The 20,344-nt window shown below is 70.0% G+C and carries 17 protein-coding genes and 1 riboswitch; of the genes, 14 read left to right on the forward strand and 3 right to left on the reverse strand.

Features of this window, described 5'->3' with window-relative positions; genetic code table 11:
* Positions 1-301: 301 nt before the first annotated feature.
* Positions 302-2,287 (reverse strand): alkyl/aryl-sulfatase, encoded by a 1,986-nt coding sequence (locus BM060_RS29625; RefSeq protein WP_074985758.1) that lies wholly within the window; start codon positions 2,285-2,287, stop codon positions 302-304.
* A 100-nt stretch (positions 2,288-2,387) separates the two neighbouring features.
* Here BM060_RS29625 and BM060_RS29630 point away from each other — a divergent pair, with 100 nt between their 5' ends.
* Positions 2,388-3,317: a LysR family transcriptional regulator gene (locus BM060_RS29630; RefSeq protein WP_074985761.1), complete on the forward strand. Its 930-nt coding sequence runs from the start codon at positions 2,388-2,390 to the stop codon at positions 3,315-3,317.
* A gap of 30 nt (positions 3,318-3,347) precedes the next feature.
* On the opposite strand, the gene BM060_RS33090 is transcribed toward BM060_RS29630, so the two are convergent.
* Entirely contained in the window at positions 3,348-3,509 is a 162-nt protein-coding gene (locus BM060_RS33090) for a hypothetical protein (RefSeq protein ID WP_009618749.1), read from the reverse strand.
* A gap of 100 nt (positions 3,510-3,609) precedes the next feature.
* Positions 3,610-3,864, reverse strand: a complete 255-nt coding sequence (locus tag BM060_RS29635; RefSeq protein WP_043272122.1) for a DUF1145 domain-containing protein — start codon at positions 3,862-3,864, stop codon at positions 3,610-3,612.
* Between the two features lie 250 nt (positions 3,865-4,114).
* A riboswitch (guanidine-I (ykkC/yxkD leader) is annotated at positions 4,115-4,213 on the forward strand.
* A gap of 56 nt (positions 4,214-4,269) precedes the next feature.
* Between BM060_RS29635 and BM060_RS29640 the strand changes: the two genes are divergently transcribed.
* From BM060_RS29640 to BM060_RS29700, 13 genes are all read left to right on the forward strand, one after another.
* Entirely contained in the window at positions 4,270-5,334 is a 1,065-nt protein-coding gene (locus tag BM060_RS29640) for a putative urea ABC transporter substrate-binding protein (RefSeq protein ID WP_074985764.1), read from the forward strand.
* A gap of 107 nt (positions 5,335-5,441) precedes the next feature.
* Positions 5,442-6,257: an ABC transporter permease gene (locus BM060_RS29645; RefSeq protein ID WP_074985767.1), complete on the forward strand. Its 816-nt coding sequence runs from the start codon at positions 5,442-5,444 to the stop codon at positions 6,255-6,257.
* The gene (locus BM060_RS29650) at positions 6,254-7,060 is read left to right on the forward strand and encodes an ABC transporter ATP-binding protein (RefSeq protein WP_074985770.1); all 807 of its coding nucleotides are present in this window, start codon (positions 6,254-6,256) and stop codon (positions 7,058-7,060) included. Before BM060_RS29645 ends, BM060_RS29650 begins: the two co-directional genes overlap by 4 nt.
* A gap of 9 nt (positions 7,061-7,069) precedes the next feature.
* Positions 7,070-7,798: an urea amidolyase associated protein UAAP1 gene (locus tag BM060_RS29655; protein ID WP_074985772.1), complete on the forward strand. Its 729-nt coding sequence runs from the start codon at positions 7,070-7,072 to the stop codon at positions 7,796-7,798.
* 19 nt (positions 7,799-7,817) lie between these two features.
* Positions 7,818-8,453, forward strand: coding sequence for an urea amidolyase associated protein UAAP2 (locus tag BM060_RS29660; RefSeq protein WP_061562133.1), 636 nt, complete (start codon positions 7,818-7,820; stop codon positions 8,451-8,453).
* A gap of 258 nt (positions 8,454-8,711) precedes the next feature.
* Positions 8,712-12,368 carry an urea carboxylase gene (gene uca / locus BM060_RS29665; protein WP_074985775.1) on the forward strand — a complete coding sequence of 1,219 codons (3,657 nt, stop codon included), beginning with the start codon at positions 8,712-8,714 and terminating at the stop codon, positions 12,366-12,368.
* Positions 12,369-12,684: 316 nt separating this feature from the next.
* A complete protein-coding gene (atzF, locus tag BM060_RS29670; RefSeq protein WP_074985778.1) occupies positions 12,685-14,493 on the forward strand; it encodes an allophanate hydrolase in 1,809 nt (602 codons plus the stop codon).
* Between the two features lie 200 nt (positions 14,494-14,693).
* Positions 14,694-15,767: a DUF2157 domain-containing protein gene (locus BM060_RS29675; RefSeq protein WP_074985780.1), complete on the forward strand. Its 1,074-nt coding sequence runs from the start codon at positions 14,694-14,696 to the stop codon at positions 15,765-15,767.
* Positions 15,767-16,591, forward strand: coding sequence for a DUF4824 family protein (locus tag BM060_RS29680; protein ID WP_074985783.1), 825 nt, complete (start codon positions 15,767-15,769; stop codon positions 16,589-16,591). Before BM060_RS29675 ends, BM060_RS29680 begins: the two co-directional genes overlap by 1 nt.
* Before the next feature lie 340 nt (positions 16,592-16,931).
* Entirely contained in the window at positions 16,932-18,128 is a 1,197-nt protein-coding gene (locus tag BM060_RS29685) for a CmpA/NrtA family ABC transporter substrate-binding protein (protein ID WP_135499853.1), read from the forward strand.
* Positions 18,129-18,141: 13 nt separating this feature from the next.
* Entirely contained in the window at positions 18,142-18,720 is a 579-nt protein-coding gene (locus BM060_RS29690) for an ANTAR domain-containing response regulator (RefSeq protein ID WP_074985786.1), read from the forward strand.
* A 221-nt stretch (positions 18,721-18,941) separates the two neighbouring features.
* Positions 18,942-19,634 (forward strand): polysaccharide lyase family 7 protein, encoded by a 693-nt coding sequence (locus BM060_RS29695; RefSeq protein WP_074985789.1) that lies wholly within the window; start codon positions 18,942-18,944, stop codon positions 19,632-19,634.
* An 82-nt stretch (positions 19,635-19,716) separates the two neighbouring features.
* Positions 19,717-20,163, forward strand: a complete 447-nt coding sequence (locus BM060_RS29700) for a thioesterase family protein (protein WP_043318175.1) — start codon at positions 19,717-19,719, stop codon at positions 20,161-20,163.
* Positions 20,164-20,344: the final 181 nt, after the last annotated feature.

A 20,344-nucleotide genomic window follows, 5' to 3' on the forward strand; every position in this document is an offset into this window, starting at 1 on the left:
CGCGCCGGTGGTTTCGGCCATCGCGGACAAGGTCCGCTCCTACGGGGAAATGCCGTGCCTCACGACGGACTGTAGGAGCGGGCCCTGCCCGCGATATCGCGCGCAGGGCGCGCTCCTACATGGGAACACCGCGGTATGGGGCAGCGTAGGGCGTATAACCGTTCGCGGTTATACGCCGCCGGCCGGAACACCGGTGCCCCATGCCGATCCGCCCTTCGTAGGAGCGAGCTTGCTCGCGAACGGGCGCGGTGCCGTGCGGTTCGCGAGCAAGCTCGCTCCTACAAAAAGCAAAGCCACGCGATCACCCCTCCCGCTTCTCCGGCGTGGCGATATCGAACCAGAACTCGAAGTCATCCAGCATCCCGAACAGCTTGGCCAGCAACAGCGGGTTGCCCGAGCTCTTCAGCTTGCCCTGGGCGATCAGCACCACCGGGTTGGCCTCCTTGAGCAGCAGGCGGTTGAGGTCGGCGCGGTCGATGGTCACCGTCTGCCCGGCGTCCTCGCTGTGCACGCCGCGGATGTTGTTCAGGTGCGAGTTCTTCAGCTCCAGCAGGTATTCCTGGCCGATGTCCGGCAGCACCAGGTTGATGGCGAAGTCCTCGCCCTCGGCCTTGCCGGCGTTCAGGCGCACGCCCAGGTAGTCGAACAGCAGTCCGGTGTCCATCGCGGCCAGGGCGTCGGCGCTGGAGGTCTTCAGCGGCGGCAGGTCGCGCGGCACGCCGTGGCGCAGCTCGTCCGCCGCGGCCAGGTAGCTGTTGCGCCAGCCGGCGTTCTCCGCCTGGTAGCCCAGCTGCTCCAGGGCGTCGGCCTGCAGGCGGCGGGCGGCCTGGTTATCCGGCTCGGCGAAGACCAGCTTGTTGACCACCTCCACCACCCAGCGGTACTCGCCCTGGTCGAAGGACTTCTGCGCCATCTGCAGCACGTGCTCGGCACCGCCCATGAACGCCACGTACTTCTTCGCCGAATCCTCCGGCGCCAGCGGATTGAGGGTGGCCGGGTTGCCGTCGTAGTAGCCCAGGTACTTGTTCACCACCGCGCGCACGTTGTGGCTGACCGAGCCGTGGTAGCCGCGGTTGTACCACTCGTTGGCCAGCTCCGGCGGCAGTTGGAAGCGCTCGTGGATCTGGTTGATGGTCACGCCCTGGTTGGCCAGGTGCAGGCTCTGGTCGTTGAGGTAGCCGTAGAGGTCGCGCTGTTTCTCCAGGGTGCGGACGATGTCCTCATGCCCCCAGCGCGGCCAGTTGTGCACGGCGAACATCACCTCGGCCTGGTTGCCGTAGCGGTGCAGCGCCTCGTTGATGTACTTGCTCCAGCCCAGCGCGTCGCGGGTCTCGGCGCCGCGCAGGGTGTAGAGGTTGTGCAGGGTGCCGGTGACGTTCTCGGCCATCAGCAGGGCCTTCTGCTTCGGCAGCCAGACGTTCATCTCCGAGGGCGACTCGGTGCCGGGGGTGTTCTGGAAGGCGAAGTCGACGCCGTCGATGCGCAGCTGCTCGTCGTCCTTCTCGATCAGCCGGGTCGGCGCGATCAGGCTCATCGGCCCATGGGCGACGGCCTTGCCGATGGCCATGTCCACCAGCCCGCGCGGGCCCTGGGGCAGCTCGGTGCCGTACTGGTAGGTGGCGCGGCGCAGCATGGCGTTGCCGGCCAGCACGTTCTCCTTGATCGCCGACTCCATGAAGCCCTTGGGCGCGATGATCTGCACCTCGCCCTTGTCCACCTGTTCCTGGCTCACCAGGCCCTTCACCCCGCCGAAGTGGTCGACGTGGGCGTGGCTGTAGATGATCGCCTTGATCGGCTTCTGCCCCAGCTCCTGGCTGACCAGGGCGTAGGCGGCCTTGGAAGTGGCCGGGGTGGTCAGGGTGTCGATGATGATCCAGCCGCTGTCGCCCTGGACGAAGGTGATGTTGGCCAGGTCGAAGCCGCGCACCTGGTAGATGCCGTCGGCGACCTTGTACAGCCCGTACTTGAGGTTGAGCAGGGCCTGGCGCTGCAGGCTGGGGTTGATGCTGTCGATGTCCTGGCCGGCATCGAGGAAGCCGAAGCCGCCCAGTTGCCAGGCCACGCTGCCGTCCTCGTTGCGGATCACCAACTGTTCCGGGCGCTTGATCAGGCCCTGCTCGACCCGCGCGAAGTCGCTGCGGTCGCTGAACGGCAGCGTCTCGCGGACCTTCTGCTGCAGGGCCACGGTGAAGGCGCTGGGCGGCTTGGGCGCATCGGCGGGGTCGTCGGCGGCGAGCAGCACGGGCGACAGGCCGGCCAGCAGGACGGCGGCGGAAAGGCGCAGCATGGAAAACTCCGGTTCTTGTTATGGGAATGCCTGGCACTATGCCGGCAGGCATGGCAATAATTCCAATGCATTCCTTTACCGACCTTGATGCATACCAAGCATGACCGACCTGCGCCAGCTCCGCCATTTCGTCGCCCTCGCCGAACACGGCCACTTCGCCCGCGCCGCCGAAGCGGTGAACCTCAGCCAGCCGGCGCTCTCGCGCAGCATCCAGGCCCTGGAAAACCAGCTCGACTGCCGTCTGCTGGACCGCAACCCGCGCGGCATCAGCCTCACCGCCCACGGCCGGCTGGTGCTGGAGCACGCCCGCCGCCTGCTGGCCGGCAGCCGCGCGCTGGACAACGCGGTGAGCCAGCTGGGCAACCTGGAGGCCGGCGAACTGCGCCTGGGCGCCGGCCCCTTCCCCGCCGCGCGCCTGCTGCCGCAGACCCTCGCGGCCTTCAGCCGGGCCCACCCGCGGGTCAGCGTGGCGCTGGCCATCGAGAACTGGCAGCTGCTGCACCGGCGCCTGCTGGACGATGAGCTGGAACTGTTCGTCGCCGACTGCCGCGAACTGCAGGGCGACCCGCGCCTGGACATCCAGCCGCTGCGCGAGCACGACAGCCTGCTGTTCTGCCGCCCCGGCCACCCGCTGCTGGCGCGCGGGCGCCTGGCCATCGACGACCTGCGCGACTACCCGCTGGCCGGCCCGCGCCTGCCGCGCGACGCCCACCAGCGACTGGCGCGCAGCCTGGGCCGCGAGCAGCCGCTGGACGTGCAATGCGACGACGTGCTGATGCTCAAGGAACTGGTGCGCGGCAGCGATGTGCTGTGCCTGGCGGTGGCCGACGTGGTGGCCGCCGACGTCGCCGCCGGGCGCCTGGCCACCCTGCCCTGGCCGCGCCAGGCCGGCGACGCCGCGCTGCGCGGCTCGGCCTACGGCCTGGTGCGCCACGCCAGCCGCAGCCTGTCGCCGGCGGCGCAGGCATTCGTCGAGCTGTTGCTGCAGGTCGACGGCCAGCCCATCGAGGGCCCGGCGCAGAACGACTGACGGCACCCGAAGGTGCCGTCAGCAGGGGCATCAGCGATGCCAGTAGTAGCCGGGGGCCGGGGCGTAGCGCACCGGCGGCGGCGGAGGCGCGTAGTAGCGATGGCCGCCGCGCCAGCCGCCATGGTCATGTTCGTAGACCACGCAGCCGGACAGCGGCAGGAACAACAGCAGGGCAACGAGAAGGCGACGCATGGCTAACTCCTGATCGGCATCCGCTTCGAATCAGCGGCTTATACGATCAGACCCGGCGCCCCGGCGGCGGTGCCCGGCTACAGGGTAAAGCTTATGTAAATCACGGATTTACCCGCAGCGCGGGCAGGTGCAGCACGCCGAAGAACAGCACCTGCAGGCGCTCCAGCCAGGGTTGCCGGCGCGCCTTCAGGCGCCGGCCCAGCAACAGCACCTCACCGGCGTGCACCGCCAGCAGCACGACCGAGAGCAACAGCAGCGGGCGGTACAGCTCGCCGAACGGGTACAGCAGGTTGACCGCGGCGGCCAGCCAGAACATGGCCAGCGCGCCCTTGGCGAAGGACAGCAGGTGCGACATGGGCGACTCCGATGGGGTGGATGGTCCGCGCAGTCTGCCGTGGGCCGCGCGCCGGCCGACACCGACTTTCGACTGGCGCACCAGGATGTGGCGGCGTGCCTCATCAGGGCGCATGGCGGCCCGGTGCAACACCCTGCCCCACGGAGCCAAGCCTTCTGCCACGGGCCCTGGGCGAAGTTGGCACGCCCCTCGCTTTGTCAGCGGCGTGCAGGAATCGCCCGCCAACGCGGGCCGGCGGCACCACAATTCGAAAATGGATGGCTAGGGTTCCGGCTCGCATGGCGAGTGACTGGTCCGAGAGCCATCGACCTCCAGCGAGGTTACACGGCGGGACAAAAGCCCGGGAGAAGAGCGCGACCTAGCCGCCCGACTCCTGCCCGCCCGACAACCAACCGGAGGTTCCCCATGCGCAAGCCCCGTCTGCCCGCCCTGCTCGCCGCAGCCCTGACAGCCCTAAGCCTCGGCGCCTCCGCCGCGCCCAAGGACAGCTTCAACCTCTGCTGGACCATCTACGCCGGCTGGATGCCCTGGGAATACGCCGCCAGCCACGGCATCGTCGACAAGTGGGCGAAGAAGTACGGCATCCAGATCAAGGTCACCCAGCTCAACGACTACATCGAATCGATCAACCAGTACACCGCCGGCCAGTTCGACGGCTGCACCATGACCAACATGGACGCCCTGACCATCCCCGCCGCCGGCGGCGTGGACTCCACCGCGCTGATCGTCAGCGACTTCTCCAACGGCAACGACGGCATCGTGGTCAAGGGCGCGGGCAAGACCGTCGCCGACCTCAAGGGCATGGACATCAACCTGGTGGAGCTGTCGGTCTCCCACTACCTGCTGGCCCGCGCCCTGGAGCACGCCGGGCTGAGCGAGAAGGACGTGAAGACCGTGAACACCTCCGACGCCGACATCGCCGCGGCCTTCAACACCGACGAGGTGCAGGCGGTGACCACCTGGAACCCGATGCTCGCCGAGGCGCGCGCCAAGCCCGACACAACCGAGGTGTTCGACTCCAGCAAGGTGCCCGGCGAGATCATGGACATGATGGTGGTCAACAGCCGGACGCTGAAGGACAACCCGGCCCTGGGCAAGGCCCTGGCCGGCGCCTGGTTCGAGACGGTGGCGCTGATGAAGGCCGACGACGCGCAAGCCAAGGCCGCCCTGGAACACATGGCCAAGGCCTCGGGCACCGACCTCGCCGGCTACCAGGCGCAGCTGGCCACCACCCGGCTGTTCGCCACCCCGGCCGAGGCCCTGGCCTTCGCCACCAGCCCGGCGCTGGCGGAAACCATGCAGCGCGTCGCGAAGTTCTCCTTCGCCCACGGCCTGCTCGGCGAAGGCGCCAAGTCGGCCGACGCGGTGGGCATGAGCTTCGCCGGCGGCGCCAGCTACGGCGACGCCGGCAACCTCAAGCTGCGCTTCGACCCGACCTACGTGCAGCTGGCCGCCGACGGCAAGCTCTGACGCGTGGTTTCTGGTTCCCCGCGTTCGCGAGGATGACGAGACGAAGCTCCTTCCCCCAGCGTCATTCCCGCGAACGCGGGAACCCAATGAAAAACAGGTAGGGAACCATGCGCCTGATCAACCTCCACCCCCAGCGCGGCGGCCGCCTGTTCTTGGTGCTGCTGCCCTTCGCCCTGCTGCTGTTCGCCTACCTCACCGGCTCGGCGGCGCGGCTGGCGGAGAACCCCAACGACAAGCTGCTGCCCGGCGTCGCGCAGATGGCCGATGCCGTCCAGCGCCTGGCCTTGCACGAAGACAAGCGCACCGGCGAAGTGCTGTTCTGGGGCGACACCAGCGCCAGCCTGCAGCGCCTCGGCCTGGGCCTGGGCATCGCCGCCCTGCTCGGCCTGGTGCTGGGCATCGCCGCCGGCAGCGTGCCGCTGTTCGGCGCGCCGCTGTCGCCGCTGCTCACGGTGCTGTCGATGATCCCGCCACTGGCGATATTGCCGGTGCTGTTCATCGTCTTCGGCCTGGGCGAGCTGTCCAAGGTGGTGCTGATCGTCATCGGCGTCGCCCCCTGCATCGCCCGCGACATCGAGCAGCGCGCCCGGGAAATCCCCAACGAGCTGCTGATCAAGGCGCAGACCCTCGGCGCCAGCACCTGGACGCTGATCCTGCGCGTGGTGCTGCCGCAGCTGCTGCCGCGCCTGCTGGTCTCGCTGCGGCTGATGCTCGGCTCGGCCTGGCTGTTCCTCATCGCCGCCGAGGCCATCGCCGCCACCGACGGCCTGGGCTACCGCATCTTCCTCGTGCGCCGCTACCTGGCCATGGACGTGATCCTGCCCTACGTGGCCTGGATCACCCTGCTCGCCTGGCTGATGGACTGGGCCCTGCGCGTGCTCACCCGGCGCGCCTTCCCCTGGTACGAAGGAGGCAAGGCATGAGCTTCATCGACGTGAACAACGTCTGGCAGGAATACGCCGGCAACGTGATCCTCGAACGCCTGAACCTGCGCGTCGCCGAAGGCGAGTTCTGCACCCTGGTCGGCGCCTCCGGCTGCGGCAAGTCCACCTTCCTGCGCCTGCTGCTGGGCCAGGAGCGCCCCAGCCGCGGCGAGCTGCTGCTGGACGGCAAGCGCCTGGCCGCCGAACCCGACCCGAGCCGCGGCGTGGTGTTCCAGCGCTACTCGGTGTTCCCGCACCTGAGCGTGCTCGACAACGTCGTCCTGGGCCTGGAGCTGCCGCGCTCGAAGCTGCTCGGCCGGCTGTTCGGCGCGGCCCGCCGCGAGGCCCGCGAACAAGCCGCCGAACTGCTGCGCAAGGTCGGCCTCGGCCATGCCCTGGACAAGTACCCCAGCGCGCTCTCCGGCGGCATGCAGCAGCGCCTGGCCATCGCCCAGGCGCTGGAGATGAAGCCGCGCGTGCTGCTGCTCGACGAACCCTTCGGCGCCCTCGACCCGGGCATCCGCAAGGACATGCACGAACTGCTGCTGCAGCTCTGGCGGGAAACCCAACTGACCGTGTTCATGGTCACCCACGACCTGTCCGAGGGCTTCAGCCTGGGCACCCGCCTGCTGGTCTTCGACAAGGTCCGCCACGACCCGCAGGCGCCCAACGCCTACGGCGCCCGCATCACCTACGACATCCCGCTCAACGCCGACCGCCGCGCGGCCCGCGCCGCCCTCCCCGCGCCCCTGGCGGCGCGCCTGGAGCAGCCGGCCGCGCCGGTGATCACCCCGGCCTACTGAGGAAACCCCATGACCGCATCCCTCGCCCTGCGCCCCACCCTCTACGAGGAAACCGTCCCCGGCGGCGGCCACACCTCCTTCGTCCTCAAGCGCGGCCATCTGCTGCGCCTGACCGACCTCGAAGGCGGCGGCAACGTCAGCCTGCTGCTGTTCAACGCCCAGGAGAAAAGCGAGCGGCTGAACCTGCCGGACAGCCTCAAGGCCCAGCACACCGCCAAGCTCAGCGCCGGCCACTGCCTGTACTCGGACATGGGCCGGGTGCTGGCGGCCATCACTGCCGACACCTGCGGCTGGCACGACAGCTTCGGCGGCGTGCTCAACGCCGCCGAGGTGCTGGAGAAGTACGGCCAGGGCCGCTACCAGGAACTGCGCAACGGCTTCCACCGCAACGGCGCGGACAACCTGCTGGTGGAAATGGGCAAGTGGGACATGCGCCTGCAGGACCTGCTGATGTGCCTGAACCTGTTCAGCCGCGTGGACGTCGACGCCGACGGCTGCTTCCGCTTCGCCGAGGGCAATTCGAAGGCCGGCGACTACGTCGAGCTGTACGCGCCCATGGACACCCTGGTGGTGCTCACCGCCCTGCAGCACCCCATGGACCCGAACCCGCGATACGCGCCCAGGCCCATCGGGCTGAGCTGGCACAAGGTCGAATCCGACGGCATCAGCGTGCTCTGCCGCACTTCGCGGCCGGAGAACGGCCGCGGCTTCCACAACACCGAACGCCTGTTCATTTGAATAGACAGAGGACACTTGCATGCCCATCAGCCACAGCGCCAAGCACCCCGAAGCCGCCGTCTCGCGCACTCTCATCAATGCCGGCGAACCCAGCCTGAGCGAACTCAAGGCCGGCCAGACCCTGCGCATCCTCGACCTGGAAGGCAACCAGGCGGTCGACACCCTGTTCTACAACGCACGCAACCCGCGCGAGCGCTACGACGTGCAGCGCACCCTGCGCAAACAGGGCAGCGTCTACCTCAGCGCCGGCAGCGTGCTCTATTCCAACCTCGGCAACCCGATGCTGAGCATCGTCGCCGACACCTGCGGCCGCCACGACACCCTCGGCGGCGCCTGCGCCCAGGAAAGCAACACGGTGCGCTACGCCCTGGACAAGCGCTACATGCACAGCTGCCGCGACAACTTCCTGCGCGCGGCCCTGCACGACGGGCGCCTGGGCAAGGCCGACATCAGCCACAACATCAACTTCTTCATGAACGTGCCGGTCACCGCCGAGGGCGGCCTGACCTTCGAGGACGGCATCTCCGCCGCCGGCAAGTACGTCGAGCTGCTCGCGCACATGGACGTCATCGTGCTGATCTCCAACTGCCCGCAGCTGAACAACCCCTGCAACGGCTGGAACCCGACGCCGGCGGAGTTGCTGGTATGGGACTGAAGCAGCCGCAAGCTGCAAGCGGCAGGCTGCAAGCGGTACGGCGCTGGCTGTTCCTGCTGTGCCAGAGCCGTTCGGGACAATGCCTGCACGGAGCCCCCGTAGGATGGGTTGAGCCCCGCGAAACCCATCGCGAATCCTCCGGCGATTGATGGGTATCGCTTCGCTCAACCCATCCTACGGAACCTGTATCCACCACGGACGACCGTGGTGCGCACCGACTGACGGCGGGACGGCCCGCCACCCCATGGGGACTTCCTCATGTTCGACAAGCTCCTGATCGCCAACCGCGGCGCCATCGCCTGCCGCATCCTGCGGACGCTTCGTGAACTGCGCGTAGGCGGCGTGGCGGTCTACGCCGAGGCCGACGCCGCCAGCCTGCACGTGCAGCAGGCCGACGAGGCCTTCGAACTGGGCGCCGGCCCCGCCGCCGGCACCTACCTCGCGGTCGACAAGATCCTCGCCGCCGCCCGCGCCAGCGGCGCCCAGGCCATCCACCCCGGCTACGGCTTCCTTTCCGAGAACGCCGCCTTCGCCGAGGCCTGCGAAGCCGCCGGCATCGCCTTCGTCGGCCCGACGCCGGAACAGCTGCGGCTGTTCGGCCTGAAGCACACCGCCCGCGCCCTGGCCCGCGAACAGGGCGTGCCCATGCTCGAAGGCACCGACCTGCTGGAAAGCCTCGACATCGCCCTCGCCGCCGCCGACCACGTCGGCTACCCGGTGATGCTCAAGAGCACCGCCGGCGGCGGCGGCATCGGCATGCGCGTGTGCCGCTCGGCGCAGGAGCTGGGCGAAGCCTTCGACGCGGTGAAGCGCCTGGGGCAGAACAACTTCAGCGATGCCGGGGTGTTCATCGAGAAATACATCCAGCGCGCCCGCCACCTGGAAGTGCAGGTGTTCGGCGACGGCGCCGGCGAGGTCATCGCCCTCGGCGTGCGCGACTGCTCGGTGCAGCGGCGCAACCAGAAAGTGCTGGAGGAAACCCCGGCGCCGAACCTGCCAACGGGCATGGCCGACGAGCTTTGCGCAGCGGCCATCCAGTTGGCCAAAGCGGTCAGCTACCGCAGCGCCGGCACCGTGGAATTCGTCTACGACAGCGAGGCCGAGCGCTTCTATTTCCTCGAAGTGAACACCCGCCTGCAGGTGGAGCACGGCGTCACCGAGCAGGTCTGGGGCGTCGACCTGGTGCGCTGGATGATCGAACTGGCCGCCGGCTGCCTGCCGCCGCTGGCCGAACTGGCCGCCGCGCTCAAGCCCAGCGGCCACGCCATCCAGGCGCGCCTGTACGCCGAGGACCCGGGCCGCGACTTCCAGCCCAGCCCCGGCCTGCTCACCGCCGTGCGCTTCCCGCCGGCCGACGGCCAGGCCCTGCGTATCGACACCTGGGTGGAAGCCGGCTGCGAGATACCGCCCTACTTCGACCCGATGATCGCCAAGCTGATCGCCTGGGCACCCAGCCGCGCCGAGGCCGGCGCCGCCCTCGACCGCGCCCTGGCGGACACCCTGCTGTACGGCGTGGAAAGCAACCGCGCCTACCTGCGCCAGATCATCGCCGACGCGCCCTTCGCCAGCGGCTCGCCCTGGACGCGCTGCCTGGAGGGCCTGCGCTACCGCGCCGACACCCTCGAGGTGCTGGGCGCCGGCACCCAGACCAGCGTGCAGGACTACCCCGGCCGCCTCGGCTACTGGGCCGTGGGCGTGCCGCCGTCGGGGCCGATGGACGACCGCGCGCTGCGCCTGGGCAACCGCCTGCTGGGCAACCCGGAAGGCGCGGCGGCGCTGGAGATCACCCTCAGCGGCCCGAGCCTGCGCTTCAACACCGACGCGGTGGTGGCCGTGACCGGCGCGCCGCTGGCCGTGCAACTGGACGGCCGCGAGCAGCCCATGGACACCAGCCTGTTCGTGCCCGCCGGCGCCACCCTGAGCCTCGGCGCCATCGCCGGGGCCGGCGCGCGCAGCTACCTGTGCCTGCGCGGCGGCCTGCAACTGCCGGACTACCTGGGCAGCAAGAGCACCTTCACCCTCGGCCAGTTCGGCGGCCACGGCGGCCGCGCCCTGCGCGCCGGCGACGTGCTGCACCTGGCGCCGCTCGCCGACGCCCGCCACGGCGCCAGCCTGCCCGCCGAACTGCGCAGCGAGCTGCCGGCGCTGCGGCGCATCCGGGTGATCTACGGCCCCCACGGCGCGCCGGAATACTTCACCCCGGCGTACATCCGCACCTTCTTCGCCACCGACTGGGAAGTCCACTTCAACTCCAGCCGCACCGGCGTGCGCCTGATCGGGCCGAAGCCGGAGTGGGTGCGCGACAGCGGCGGCGAGGCCGGCCTGCACCCGTCGAACATCCACGACAACCCCTACGCCATCGGCGCGGTGGACTTCACCGGCGACATGCCGGTGATCCTCGGCCCCGACGGCCCCAGCCTGGGCGGCTTCGTCTGCCCGGTGACGGTGATCGAGGCCGACCTCTGGCAGCTCGGCCAGCTCAAGGCCGGCGACAAGGTGCGCTTCGAACCGGTCGATATCGCCACCGCCCGCGAACTGGCTCTCTCCCAATCCGCGGAATATCGCGCTCTTCGTAGGAGCGAGCTTGCTCGCGAACACGGTGCCGAGCTGTTCGCGAGCAAGGGCTGGGGCGCCCCCCTCGCTCCTACGAGAGCAACCGAGCCAAGCTCGCCCATCGTCCTCGACCTCGGCCAGGACGACACCCGCCTGCTCGCCCGTCTGGCCGGCGACACCCACCTGCTGCTGGAGATCGGCCAACCCGAACTGGACCTGGTGCTGCGCTTCCGCGCCCACGCCCTGATGCAGGCGCTGGAAGCCCTGGCGCTGCCCGGCGTGATCGACCTCACCCCCGGCATCCGCTCGCTGCAGATGCACTACCAGCCCGAAACGCTGCCCCTGGCGCAACTGCTGGAGACGGTCGCCGGCCTCTGGGACGAAGTCTGCGCGGCGCGCGACCTCAAGGTGCCCTCGCGGATCGTCCACCTGCCGCTGTCCTGGGACGACCCGGCCTGCCAGCTGGCCATCGAGAAATACATGACCACGGTGCGCAAGGACGCCCCCTGGTGCCCGAGCAACCTGGAGTTCATCCGCCGCATCAACGAACTGCCGGACCTGCAGGCGGTGTACCGCACGGTGTTCGAGGCCAGCTACCTGGTCATGGGCCTGGGCGACGTCTACCTCGGCGCGCCGGTGGCCACCCCGCTGGACCCGCGCCACCGCCTGGTCACCACCAAGTACAACCCGGCGCGCACCTGGACCGCCGAGAACTCCGTGGGCATCGGCGGCGCCTACCTGTGCGTGTACGGCATGGAAGGCCCCGGCGGCTACCAGTTCGTCGGCCGCACCCTGCAGATGTGGAACCGCTACCGCGAGGTCGAGGCCTTCGCCGGCAAGCCCTGGCTGCTGCGCTTCTTCGACCAGATCCGCTTCTACCCGGTGAGCGCGGAGGAGTTGCTGCGCATCCGCCGCGACTTCCCGCTGGGCCGCTACCCGCTGCGCATCGAGGAAAGCGAGCTGCGCCTGGCCGACTACCAGGCCTTCCTGGCCCGCGAGGCGGACAGCATCGAGGCCTTCCGTAGCCACCAGCGCGCCGCCTTCGACGCCGAGCGGCAACGCTGGATCGCCTCCGGCCAGGCCCACTTCGAGAGCGAGGAAGTCGCCCCCGAGCTGGGCGAGGACGCGCCCCTGGGCGCCGGCCAGCACGCCATCGAAAGCCACGTCGCCGGCAACCTCTGGCAGGTGCAGGTGAGCGAGGGCGCCAGCGTCAAGGCCGGCGACACCCTGGTGATCCTCGAGTCGATGAAGATGGAGATCCCCCTGACCGCCCCGCGCGACGGCGTGGTCCGCGAGGTCCGCGTGCAGCCCGGCTCGCCGGTGCGGGCGGGGCAGCGGGTGGTGGTGCTGGAGGAGGCGTGAACGGGTCCGCCAAGCAAGAGCAAAGAGCCCCTCTCCCCAACCCTCTCCCGCAAGCGGGAGAGGGGGCTGTTCGGAGCGAGGGGACACGCTGGAGTCATCCTGAAAACCCATCGTTAGACACCGCGCCAGGCAGCTCTTCCCCCTCGCCCTTCAGGGAGAGGGGGCTGTCCGGAGCAGGGATAGAGATTCGATTCATCCTGAAACCACGGTCCAGCCCGTGATTTGAACCCGACATCGCGCCGGGCCGCTCTTCCCCCTCTCCCTTCAGGGAGAGGGCCGGGGAGAGGGTTGCCGGCCCCGAACTGGAATCCCGAGCATGCCCCACACCTTCGACCTCCGCCTCGCCACCCTCCGCGCCGCCTACCGCGAAGTCCGCGCCACCCCACGCCAGCTGATCGCCCAGCTGCGCGACAAGGCCGCCGCGCTGAACCCGGACTACCACCTGTTCATCCACCTGCTCACCCCGGCGGAACTTGAGCCCTACCTGGCCGCGCTGGACGGCCGCTCGCCCGACGAACTGCCGCTGTACGGCATCCCCTTCGCCATCAAGGACAACATCGACCTGGCCGGCATCCCCACCACCGCCGCCTGCCCGGCCTTCGCCTATACCCCGCAAGCGTCGGCGACACTGGTGCAGCGGCTGGTCGAGCTGGGCGCCGTGCCCCTGGGCAAGACCAACCTCGACCAGTTCGCCACCGGCCTCAACGGCACCCGCTCGCCCTACGGCGAATGCCGCAACAGCGTGCTGGCCGACTACCCCTCCGGCGGCTCCAGCGCCGGTTCCTCGCTGGCCGTGGCGCTGGGCGTGGCGAGCTTCGCCCTGGGCACCGACACCGCCGGCTCCGGCCGCGTGCCGGCGGCGCTGAACAACCTGGTGGGGCTCAAGCCGAGCAAGGGCCTGCTGTCCAACCACGGCCTGGTGCCGGCCTGCCGCACCCTCGACTGCATCAGCTACTTCAGCGCCACGGCGGCCGAAGCCAGCGAACTGCTCGCCCTGAGCGCCCGCCATGACCCGCTGGACGCCTACAGCCGCGCCAACCCGGCGTGGAACGACGGCAGCGCCTTCGGTGCGCCGCGCCCCTTCCGCTTCGGCGTGCCGCGCGCCCAGGACCTGGAATTCTTCGGCTGCGCGGAAGGCCCGGCGCTCTTCGCCCAGGCCATCGAGCAACTGCGCGGCATCGGCGGCACGCCGGTGGAGATCGACTTCGCGCCCTTCCTCGAAGCCGCCCGCCTGCTCTACGAAGGCCCCTGGGTAGCGGAGCGCTACAGCGTCGCCGGCGAGCTGATCGAGCGCGACCCGCAGGCCGTGCTGCCGGTGATCCGCGCCGTGCTGGAGAAAGCCCCGGCGGCCAGCGCCGTGGAACTGTTCCGCGCCCAGTACCGCCTGCAGGCGCTCAAGGCGCGCTGCGACGCCATCATGGCCGAGCTGGACTGCGTGCTCACCCCGACCATCGGCCGCCCGGTCAGCCTCGCCGAACTGCACGCCGAACCGGTGCTGCGCAATGCCGAGCTGGGCTACTACACCAACTTCATGAACCTGCTGGACTACGCCGCCCTGGCCCTGCCCAGCGCCTTCATGGACAACGGCCTGCCCTGGGGCCTGACGCTGTTCGGCCGCGCCTTCAGCGACCAGTACCTGCTCGGCCTGGGCGATGCCCTGCAGCGCGCCAGCACCCTGCCCCTGGTCGGCGGCAACGCCCCGGCCGACCCGGCGCCCAAGGCCCCGGCGCGCAACGACCGCACGCGCCTGGTGGTGTGCGGCGCGCACCTGGACGGCCTGGCGCTCAACTGGCAACTGCGCCAGCGCGGCGCGCGCCTGCTGAAGGCCACCCGCAGCGCGCCGGCCTACAGGCTCTACGCCCTGGCCGGCGGCCCGCCGCTGCGCCCGGGCATGCTGCGGGTAGCCGAGGGCGGCGTGGCCGTCGAAGTGGAAGTCTGGGAACTGCCCAGCGCCGAACTGGGCTCCTTCCTCAGCGGCATCCCGGCGCCGCTGGGCCTGGGCAAGGTGGAACTGGCCGACGGCAGCTGGGAAACCGGCTTCATTTGCGACGCCTGGGGCCTGGCCGGCGCCGAGGACATCAGCGCCTTCGGCGGCTGGCGCGCCTGGCTGGCCAGCCGCGGCTGAGCGCCGCAGTGGAGAGCCGCCGCGGGAGTCGCTAGAGTGGAAAAGTGACCGGCCCCACTCCACCGGATGAACGCACTCGTAGGATGGGTTGAGCCTGCGAAACCCATGCTGCCGTGATGATGGGTATCGCTTCGCTCAACCCATCCTACGAAAAGCGCTTCGGTGCAGTCGGCAAGACAGTTGCTCCTACGAGGTGCGCCATGCCCACGCTCAGCCATCACGACGCCCAGCAGCGCGTCGATGACATCCACGCCTTCACCCGCGAGCTGCAGCGCCTGGGCGAGGAAGGCGCGCTGAGCCTGGACGCGGCCCAGCGCGAGGGCCTGCAAGCGCACCACCTGCGCCTGCTGGACGAATATCGCGAGCAGTTCGACATCGACCGCGACAGCCAGGACAGCCGCCTGTCCCTGGGCATGCGCATCGCCTCCTGCCTCGGCGCGCTGGCCCTGGCCGCCAGCCTGTTCTTCCTCTTCTACCAGTTCTGGGGCCTGTTCGGCGAAGCCGTGCAGGTGGGCATCCTCGTCGGCGCTTCGGTGATCACCCTGCTGGCCACCTTCTGGCTGCAACGCCGCGACGCCTCCGGCTACTTCGCCAAGCTGGCGGCCATGCTGGCTTTCGCCGCGCTGGTGCTGAACATCAGCATGCTCGGGCAGATCTTCAACATCACCCCGTCCGAGCGCGCCCTGCTGCCCTGGGCGGCCTACGCCCTGCTGCTGGCCTACCTGTGCGACGCGCGGCTGCTGCTGGGCGCCGGACTGCTCTGCCTGATGGGCTTCATCGCCGCGCGCTTCGGCACCTGGGGCGGCGTCTACTGGCTGGACGCGGGCGAGCGCCCGGAGAACTTCTTCCCCGCCGCCGTGCTGGTGTTCCTGGTGCCGCTGCTGTTCGAGCAGCGCCGCTTCGACGGCTTCGCCGCGCTGTACCGGGTGTTCGGCCTGCTGGCGCTGTTCGTGCCCATGCTGGTGCTGGCCAACTGGGGCAACGGCAGCTACCTGCCCTTCGCCCCGCACCGCATCGAGGGGCTGTACCAGGTGCTCGGCTTCGTCTGCGCCGCCGCGGCCATCTGGCTGGGCGCGCACCGCGAGTGGCCGGAGGTGGTCAACACGGGGCTGGCGTTCTTCGTCATCTTCCTCTTCACCAAGTTCTACGACTGGTGGTGGGAGGTGCTGCCCAAGTACCTGTTCTTCCTCGCCCTGGGCGTGGCGGCGGTGCTGATCCTGCTGTTCCTGCGCTACCTGCGCAACGCCCACGGCCTGCTGGGAGGACGCCTGTGATGAACATCACCCGCAACCACGGCCTGCTGCTGGGCCTGGGCCTGATCCTGCTGAGCAACGCCGCCGCCCTCGGCGCCGCGGCCTGGAACCGCAGCGGCGAGCCGGACAGCCGCCTGAGCCTCAGCGAGCGCGAGCTGCAGCGCAACAGCGACTGGCACCGCGAGAACAGCGGCGTGAGCCTGCGCCTGCTGTGGCGCATTCCCGGCGACGAGGCCAATGCCGCCTGGGCCCCGCGCATCCCGCTGGAGACCATGCGCGCGCTGGGCTTCCGGGTGCCGGACAAGGTCGACCGCGACAGCGCCCTGGCCTTCGACCGCCAGCAGGCCCGCGACGCCCTGCTGGTGCTGGAACTGGACGGTCCGCTGTACCAGCGCGAACTGGCCCTGGCCCGCGAGCGCCTGGCCCAGGCGGAAAAACGCCTGGCCGCCAGCCCCGACGACGTGCACCTGAAGAGCGAGCGCGACTTCCAGCGCAGCGCCCTGGACAACGAGGAACAGCGCGCCAGCCGGCTGTTCCTGGCCGACGCCGGCACCGACCTGCAGGCCCTGCGCCAGCAGTACCCGGACCGCCAGCACTACGCCATCGTCCACGGCCAGGTGCGGCCCCTCTCGCTGTACCGCAACCGCGCCTGGGCCCTGGGCGGCAGCGCCAGCACCGAGGGCGTGCGCGCGCTCAACGTGCCGCAGCGCTGGCACGACGAACTGGAAGGCCTGGCCCCGCGCGCCGAACAGCGCGCGGCCCAGGAGCAACCGCAGCCCTTCGGCGCCGAGGTGGCCTTCGGCCAACGCCTGGAGCCGTGGATAGAACAGATCCAGGCACGCTGAGCGGCCGGCACGAACCGCCGCGCGGACCTGGCCGGGCGCCATCAGGACTTTGGTCCTAGTACCTATTGCACATTGCGCCCCGCGGCCGGGTGGCTAAGGTGAAAGACAGGCCCTGCCGACATCCGCGGCCGGGCCCGTGCCAGTTGTAGACTCTCGAGGACTGCTCCCTTCCTCCCAGCCCCGCCGTCCGGCGGGGCTTCTTTATGCCCTGGCGGTCGCCTGGCACTCCCCTTGCTAGAGCTTCTGTGGCACGGCCCAACGGCGGGTCGTCCACCGACACCGGCGTCCCTTCGCCCGCCCGACGCGGCGCGAAGCGGCGCCTTTTTGCCCCGAGGTAGCGATGACCGACATGACCGCCAAACTGCACCCACTGGCCTGGGTCGCGGGTTCCGATGCACCAGAAAAGAGCGTGCTCGACCTGGGCTTCATGGCCCTGAGCGACGCCGCCTCGCTGATAGTCGCGGCCACCCAGGGCTTCGCCCAGCCCTACGGGCTGACGCTCAACCTGCACCGCCAGGGCTCCTGGGCCATGCTCCGCGACGGCCTGCTCGGCGGCCAGCTGGATGCCGCCCATTGCCTGTACGGGCTGGTCTACGGCGTGCAGCTGGGCATCGGCGGGGTGCCGGCCACCGACATGGCGGTGCTCATGGGCCTGTGCCAGAACGGCCAGGCGATCAACCTCTCCGCCGCCCTGCAGCGCGACGGCGTGACCAGCGCCGATGCCCTGCGCCAGCTGGTCCTGGGCCAGGGCGCGCGGCTGACCCTGGCGCACACCTTCCCCACCGGCACCCACGCCCTGTGGCTCTACTACTGGCTGGCCAGCCTGGGCATCCACCCGCTGCAGGACGTCGACACCCTGGTGGTGCCGCCGGCGCAGATGGTCGAGCACCTGCGCGCCGGGCGCATCGACGGCTTCTGCGCCGGCGGGCCCTGGGGCGCCCTGGCCATCGACGAAGGCATGGGCTTCACCGTCGCCACCAGCCAGTCCATCTGGCCGGACCACCCGGAAAAGGTCCTCGGCGCCACCCGCGCTTTCGTCGAGGAATGCCCCAACGCCGCCCGCGCCCTGGTCATGGCCCTGCTCGACGCCAGCCGCTTCATCGAGGCCAGCGAGGCGAACCTGCGCGGCACCGCCCAGTTGATCAGCGGCAGCGACTACGTCGACGCGCCCCTGTCGAGCATCGAGCCGCGCCTGCTCGGCCACTACCAGGATGGCCTCGGCCACGCCTGGAAGGACGCCCACCCGCTGCGCTTCCACGACGCCGGGCGGGCCAACCAGCCCTGGCTGTCCGACGGCCTGTGGTTCATCACCCAGTTCCGCCGCTGGGGCCTGCTGCGCGGTGAGCCGGACTACCTCGCCGTGGCCGGGCAGGTGCAGCAGCAGGCGCTGTACCGCGAAGCCGCCCAGGCCCTGGGCATCGCCGTGGACGAGCGCGGCCTGCGCAGTTCGACGCTGCTCGACGGCAAGCCCTGGGATGGCACGGACCCCGCCGGCTATGCCTGCGGCTTCGCCCTGCACGCCCTGAACGACGCCTGAGGGAGCTGCGAAGATGCTGCGCATCCTGCTGATCAACGACACCGCCAGCAAGGTCGGGCGCCTGCGCGCCGCACTGGTCGAGGCCGGTTTCGAAGTGCTCGACGAATCCGGCCTGAGCGTCGACCTGCCGGCGCGGGTCCAGGCCCTGCACCCGGACGTGATCCTCATCGACAGCGCCTCGCCCGGCCGCGACGTGCTGGAACAGGTGGTGCTGGTGAGCCGCGACCAGCCCCGCCCCATCGTCCTGTTCACCGACGAGCACGACCCCCAGGTGATGCGCCAGGCCATCCGCTCCGGGGTCAGCGCCTACATCGTCGAAGGCATCCAGGCCGAGCGCCTGCAGCCGATCCTCGAAGTGGCCATGGCCCGCTTCGAGAGCGACCAGGCCCTGCGCGCCCAGCTGCAGGCCCGCGAGCAGCAGCTGGTGGAACGCAAGCGCATCGAGCTGGCCAAGGGGCTGCTGATGAAGATGAAGGACTGCCCCGAGGAAGAGGCCTACACCCTGATGCGCCGCCAGGCCATGAGCCGCCAGCAGAAGCTGGTGCAGGTGGCCGAGCAGATCATCGCGATGCACGAGATGCTGGGCCACTGAGCCGCGGCCAGTGGCCAGCGGCGGCACCGCGCGATCATCGCGCCAGCGCCACTGCTGGCCCAGCCCGCGGGCGAAGCGGCCTATGCTGCCGCCGCCCCGCCGCCATGGCGGGGCCAGGATCCGCTTCCGCCGCCCGCGCGGAAGCCCGCAGTGGGCGCGCCTGGCCAGGCCCCCGGACGCCCACCCGTCAGCGCCGCCAAGCCGGCCCAGCAGAGGCACCCATGCTCGACATCAGTACCTGGAACCTCAGCGTTCCCACCGACCCCAGGCCCACCGAGGTCACCACCCAGCAGATCGCCCGCGGCTACCAGAGCCACTTCTTCACCCGCAACAGCGCGCGGATGACCTTCTGGGTACCGGTCACCGGCTCGCACACCTCCGACAGCGTGTTCCCGCGCAGCGAACTGCGCGAGACGCTGCCCGACGGCTCCATCTACAACTGGTACTACCGCGCCGCCGACAACGAACTGCGCGCCACCCTGGCGGTGGAGCAGGTGCCGTCGAAGAACAAGGTGATCATCGGCCAGATCCACAGCAAGTCGCCCTACAGCAACGACGGCGAGCCGCTGGTCAAGCTGCAGTACCACTACATCCCCGGCCAGGAGAGCGGGCGCATCGAGGCCCTGGTGCGCAACCACCCCGACGACTCCGCGGTGGTCAACGTGCCCCTGCTCAACGGCGTGCAGCTGGGCGAGCGCGTCACCTACAGCCTGCGCGTCACCTCCTCGGGCAACCTGGGCATCCGCGCGCGCAGCGCCGACGGCGCGGAGAACTACTACAGCAAGGCGCTCAGCAGCACCTGGTCGAAACAGCTGCTGTACTTCAAGGCCGGCGCCTACATCGCCGACAACTATGGCCCCAGCGACGAGGGCGCGCGGGTGACCTTCTACCACATCAACATCGCCCACCGCTGAAATCACCCACCGGCAGGCTGCCCGGGCGGGCCGCCAGGGCCTAGAATCGGCCCCCTCTTCCACCGCTTCGCGCAAGGTACCCATGGCCCGCCTCGACCTGCAGTTCCCCGAGGAACTGTTCTGCTACCAGACCCAGCTGACCGTCCGCGTCACCGACATCAACGGCGCCCGCCACCTGGGCAACGACTCCATGATCTCGATGATCTCCGAGGCCCGCGCGCGCTTCCTGTTCGACTTCGGCATCAGCGAGGGCGTCGGCGCGGACGGCGTCGGCATCATCGTCACCGACCTGGCCACCACCTACCGCGCCGAGGCCCACGCCCGCGACCGCCTGCTGTTCGAGGTGGGCGTGATGGACTTCAACAGGTACGGCGGCGACATCATCTTCCGCATCACCCGCCCGGCCGATGCCACCCTGGTGGCCATGGCCAAGTCCGGCTTCGTGTTCTTCGACTACCGCCAGCGCAAGGTGGTGCCCATGCCCGAGGCCATGAAGACGGCCTTCCCCGCGGTCAACCGGGTGGACTGAAGCGCCCCATCGGCGGGCACCGGGCCCGCCCCGGCGCCCCTTTCTGGTTCGCCCATGGGCCGGTTTCGCCGGCCAGGTACCGATTCCACGCCATCTGCGCGGTTGGCCCGGCCCTTGCTGTGGCACCTGCGGTGGCGATCAACGGCGATCCCCCATTCACACGACAAAGGCGTCGCATCCG

It is taken from the genome of Pseudomonas citronellolis (assembly GCF_900112375.1).
Classification (GTDB): Bacteria; Pseudomonadota; Gammaproteobacteria; order Pseudomonadales; family Pseudomonadaceae; genus Pseudomonas; species Pseudomonas citronellolis.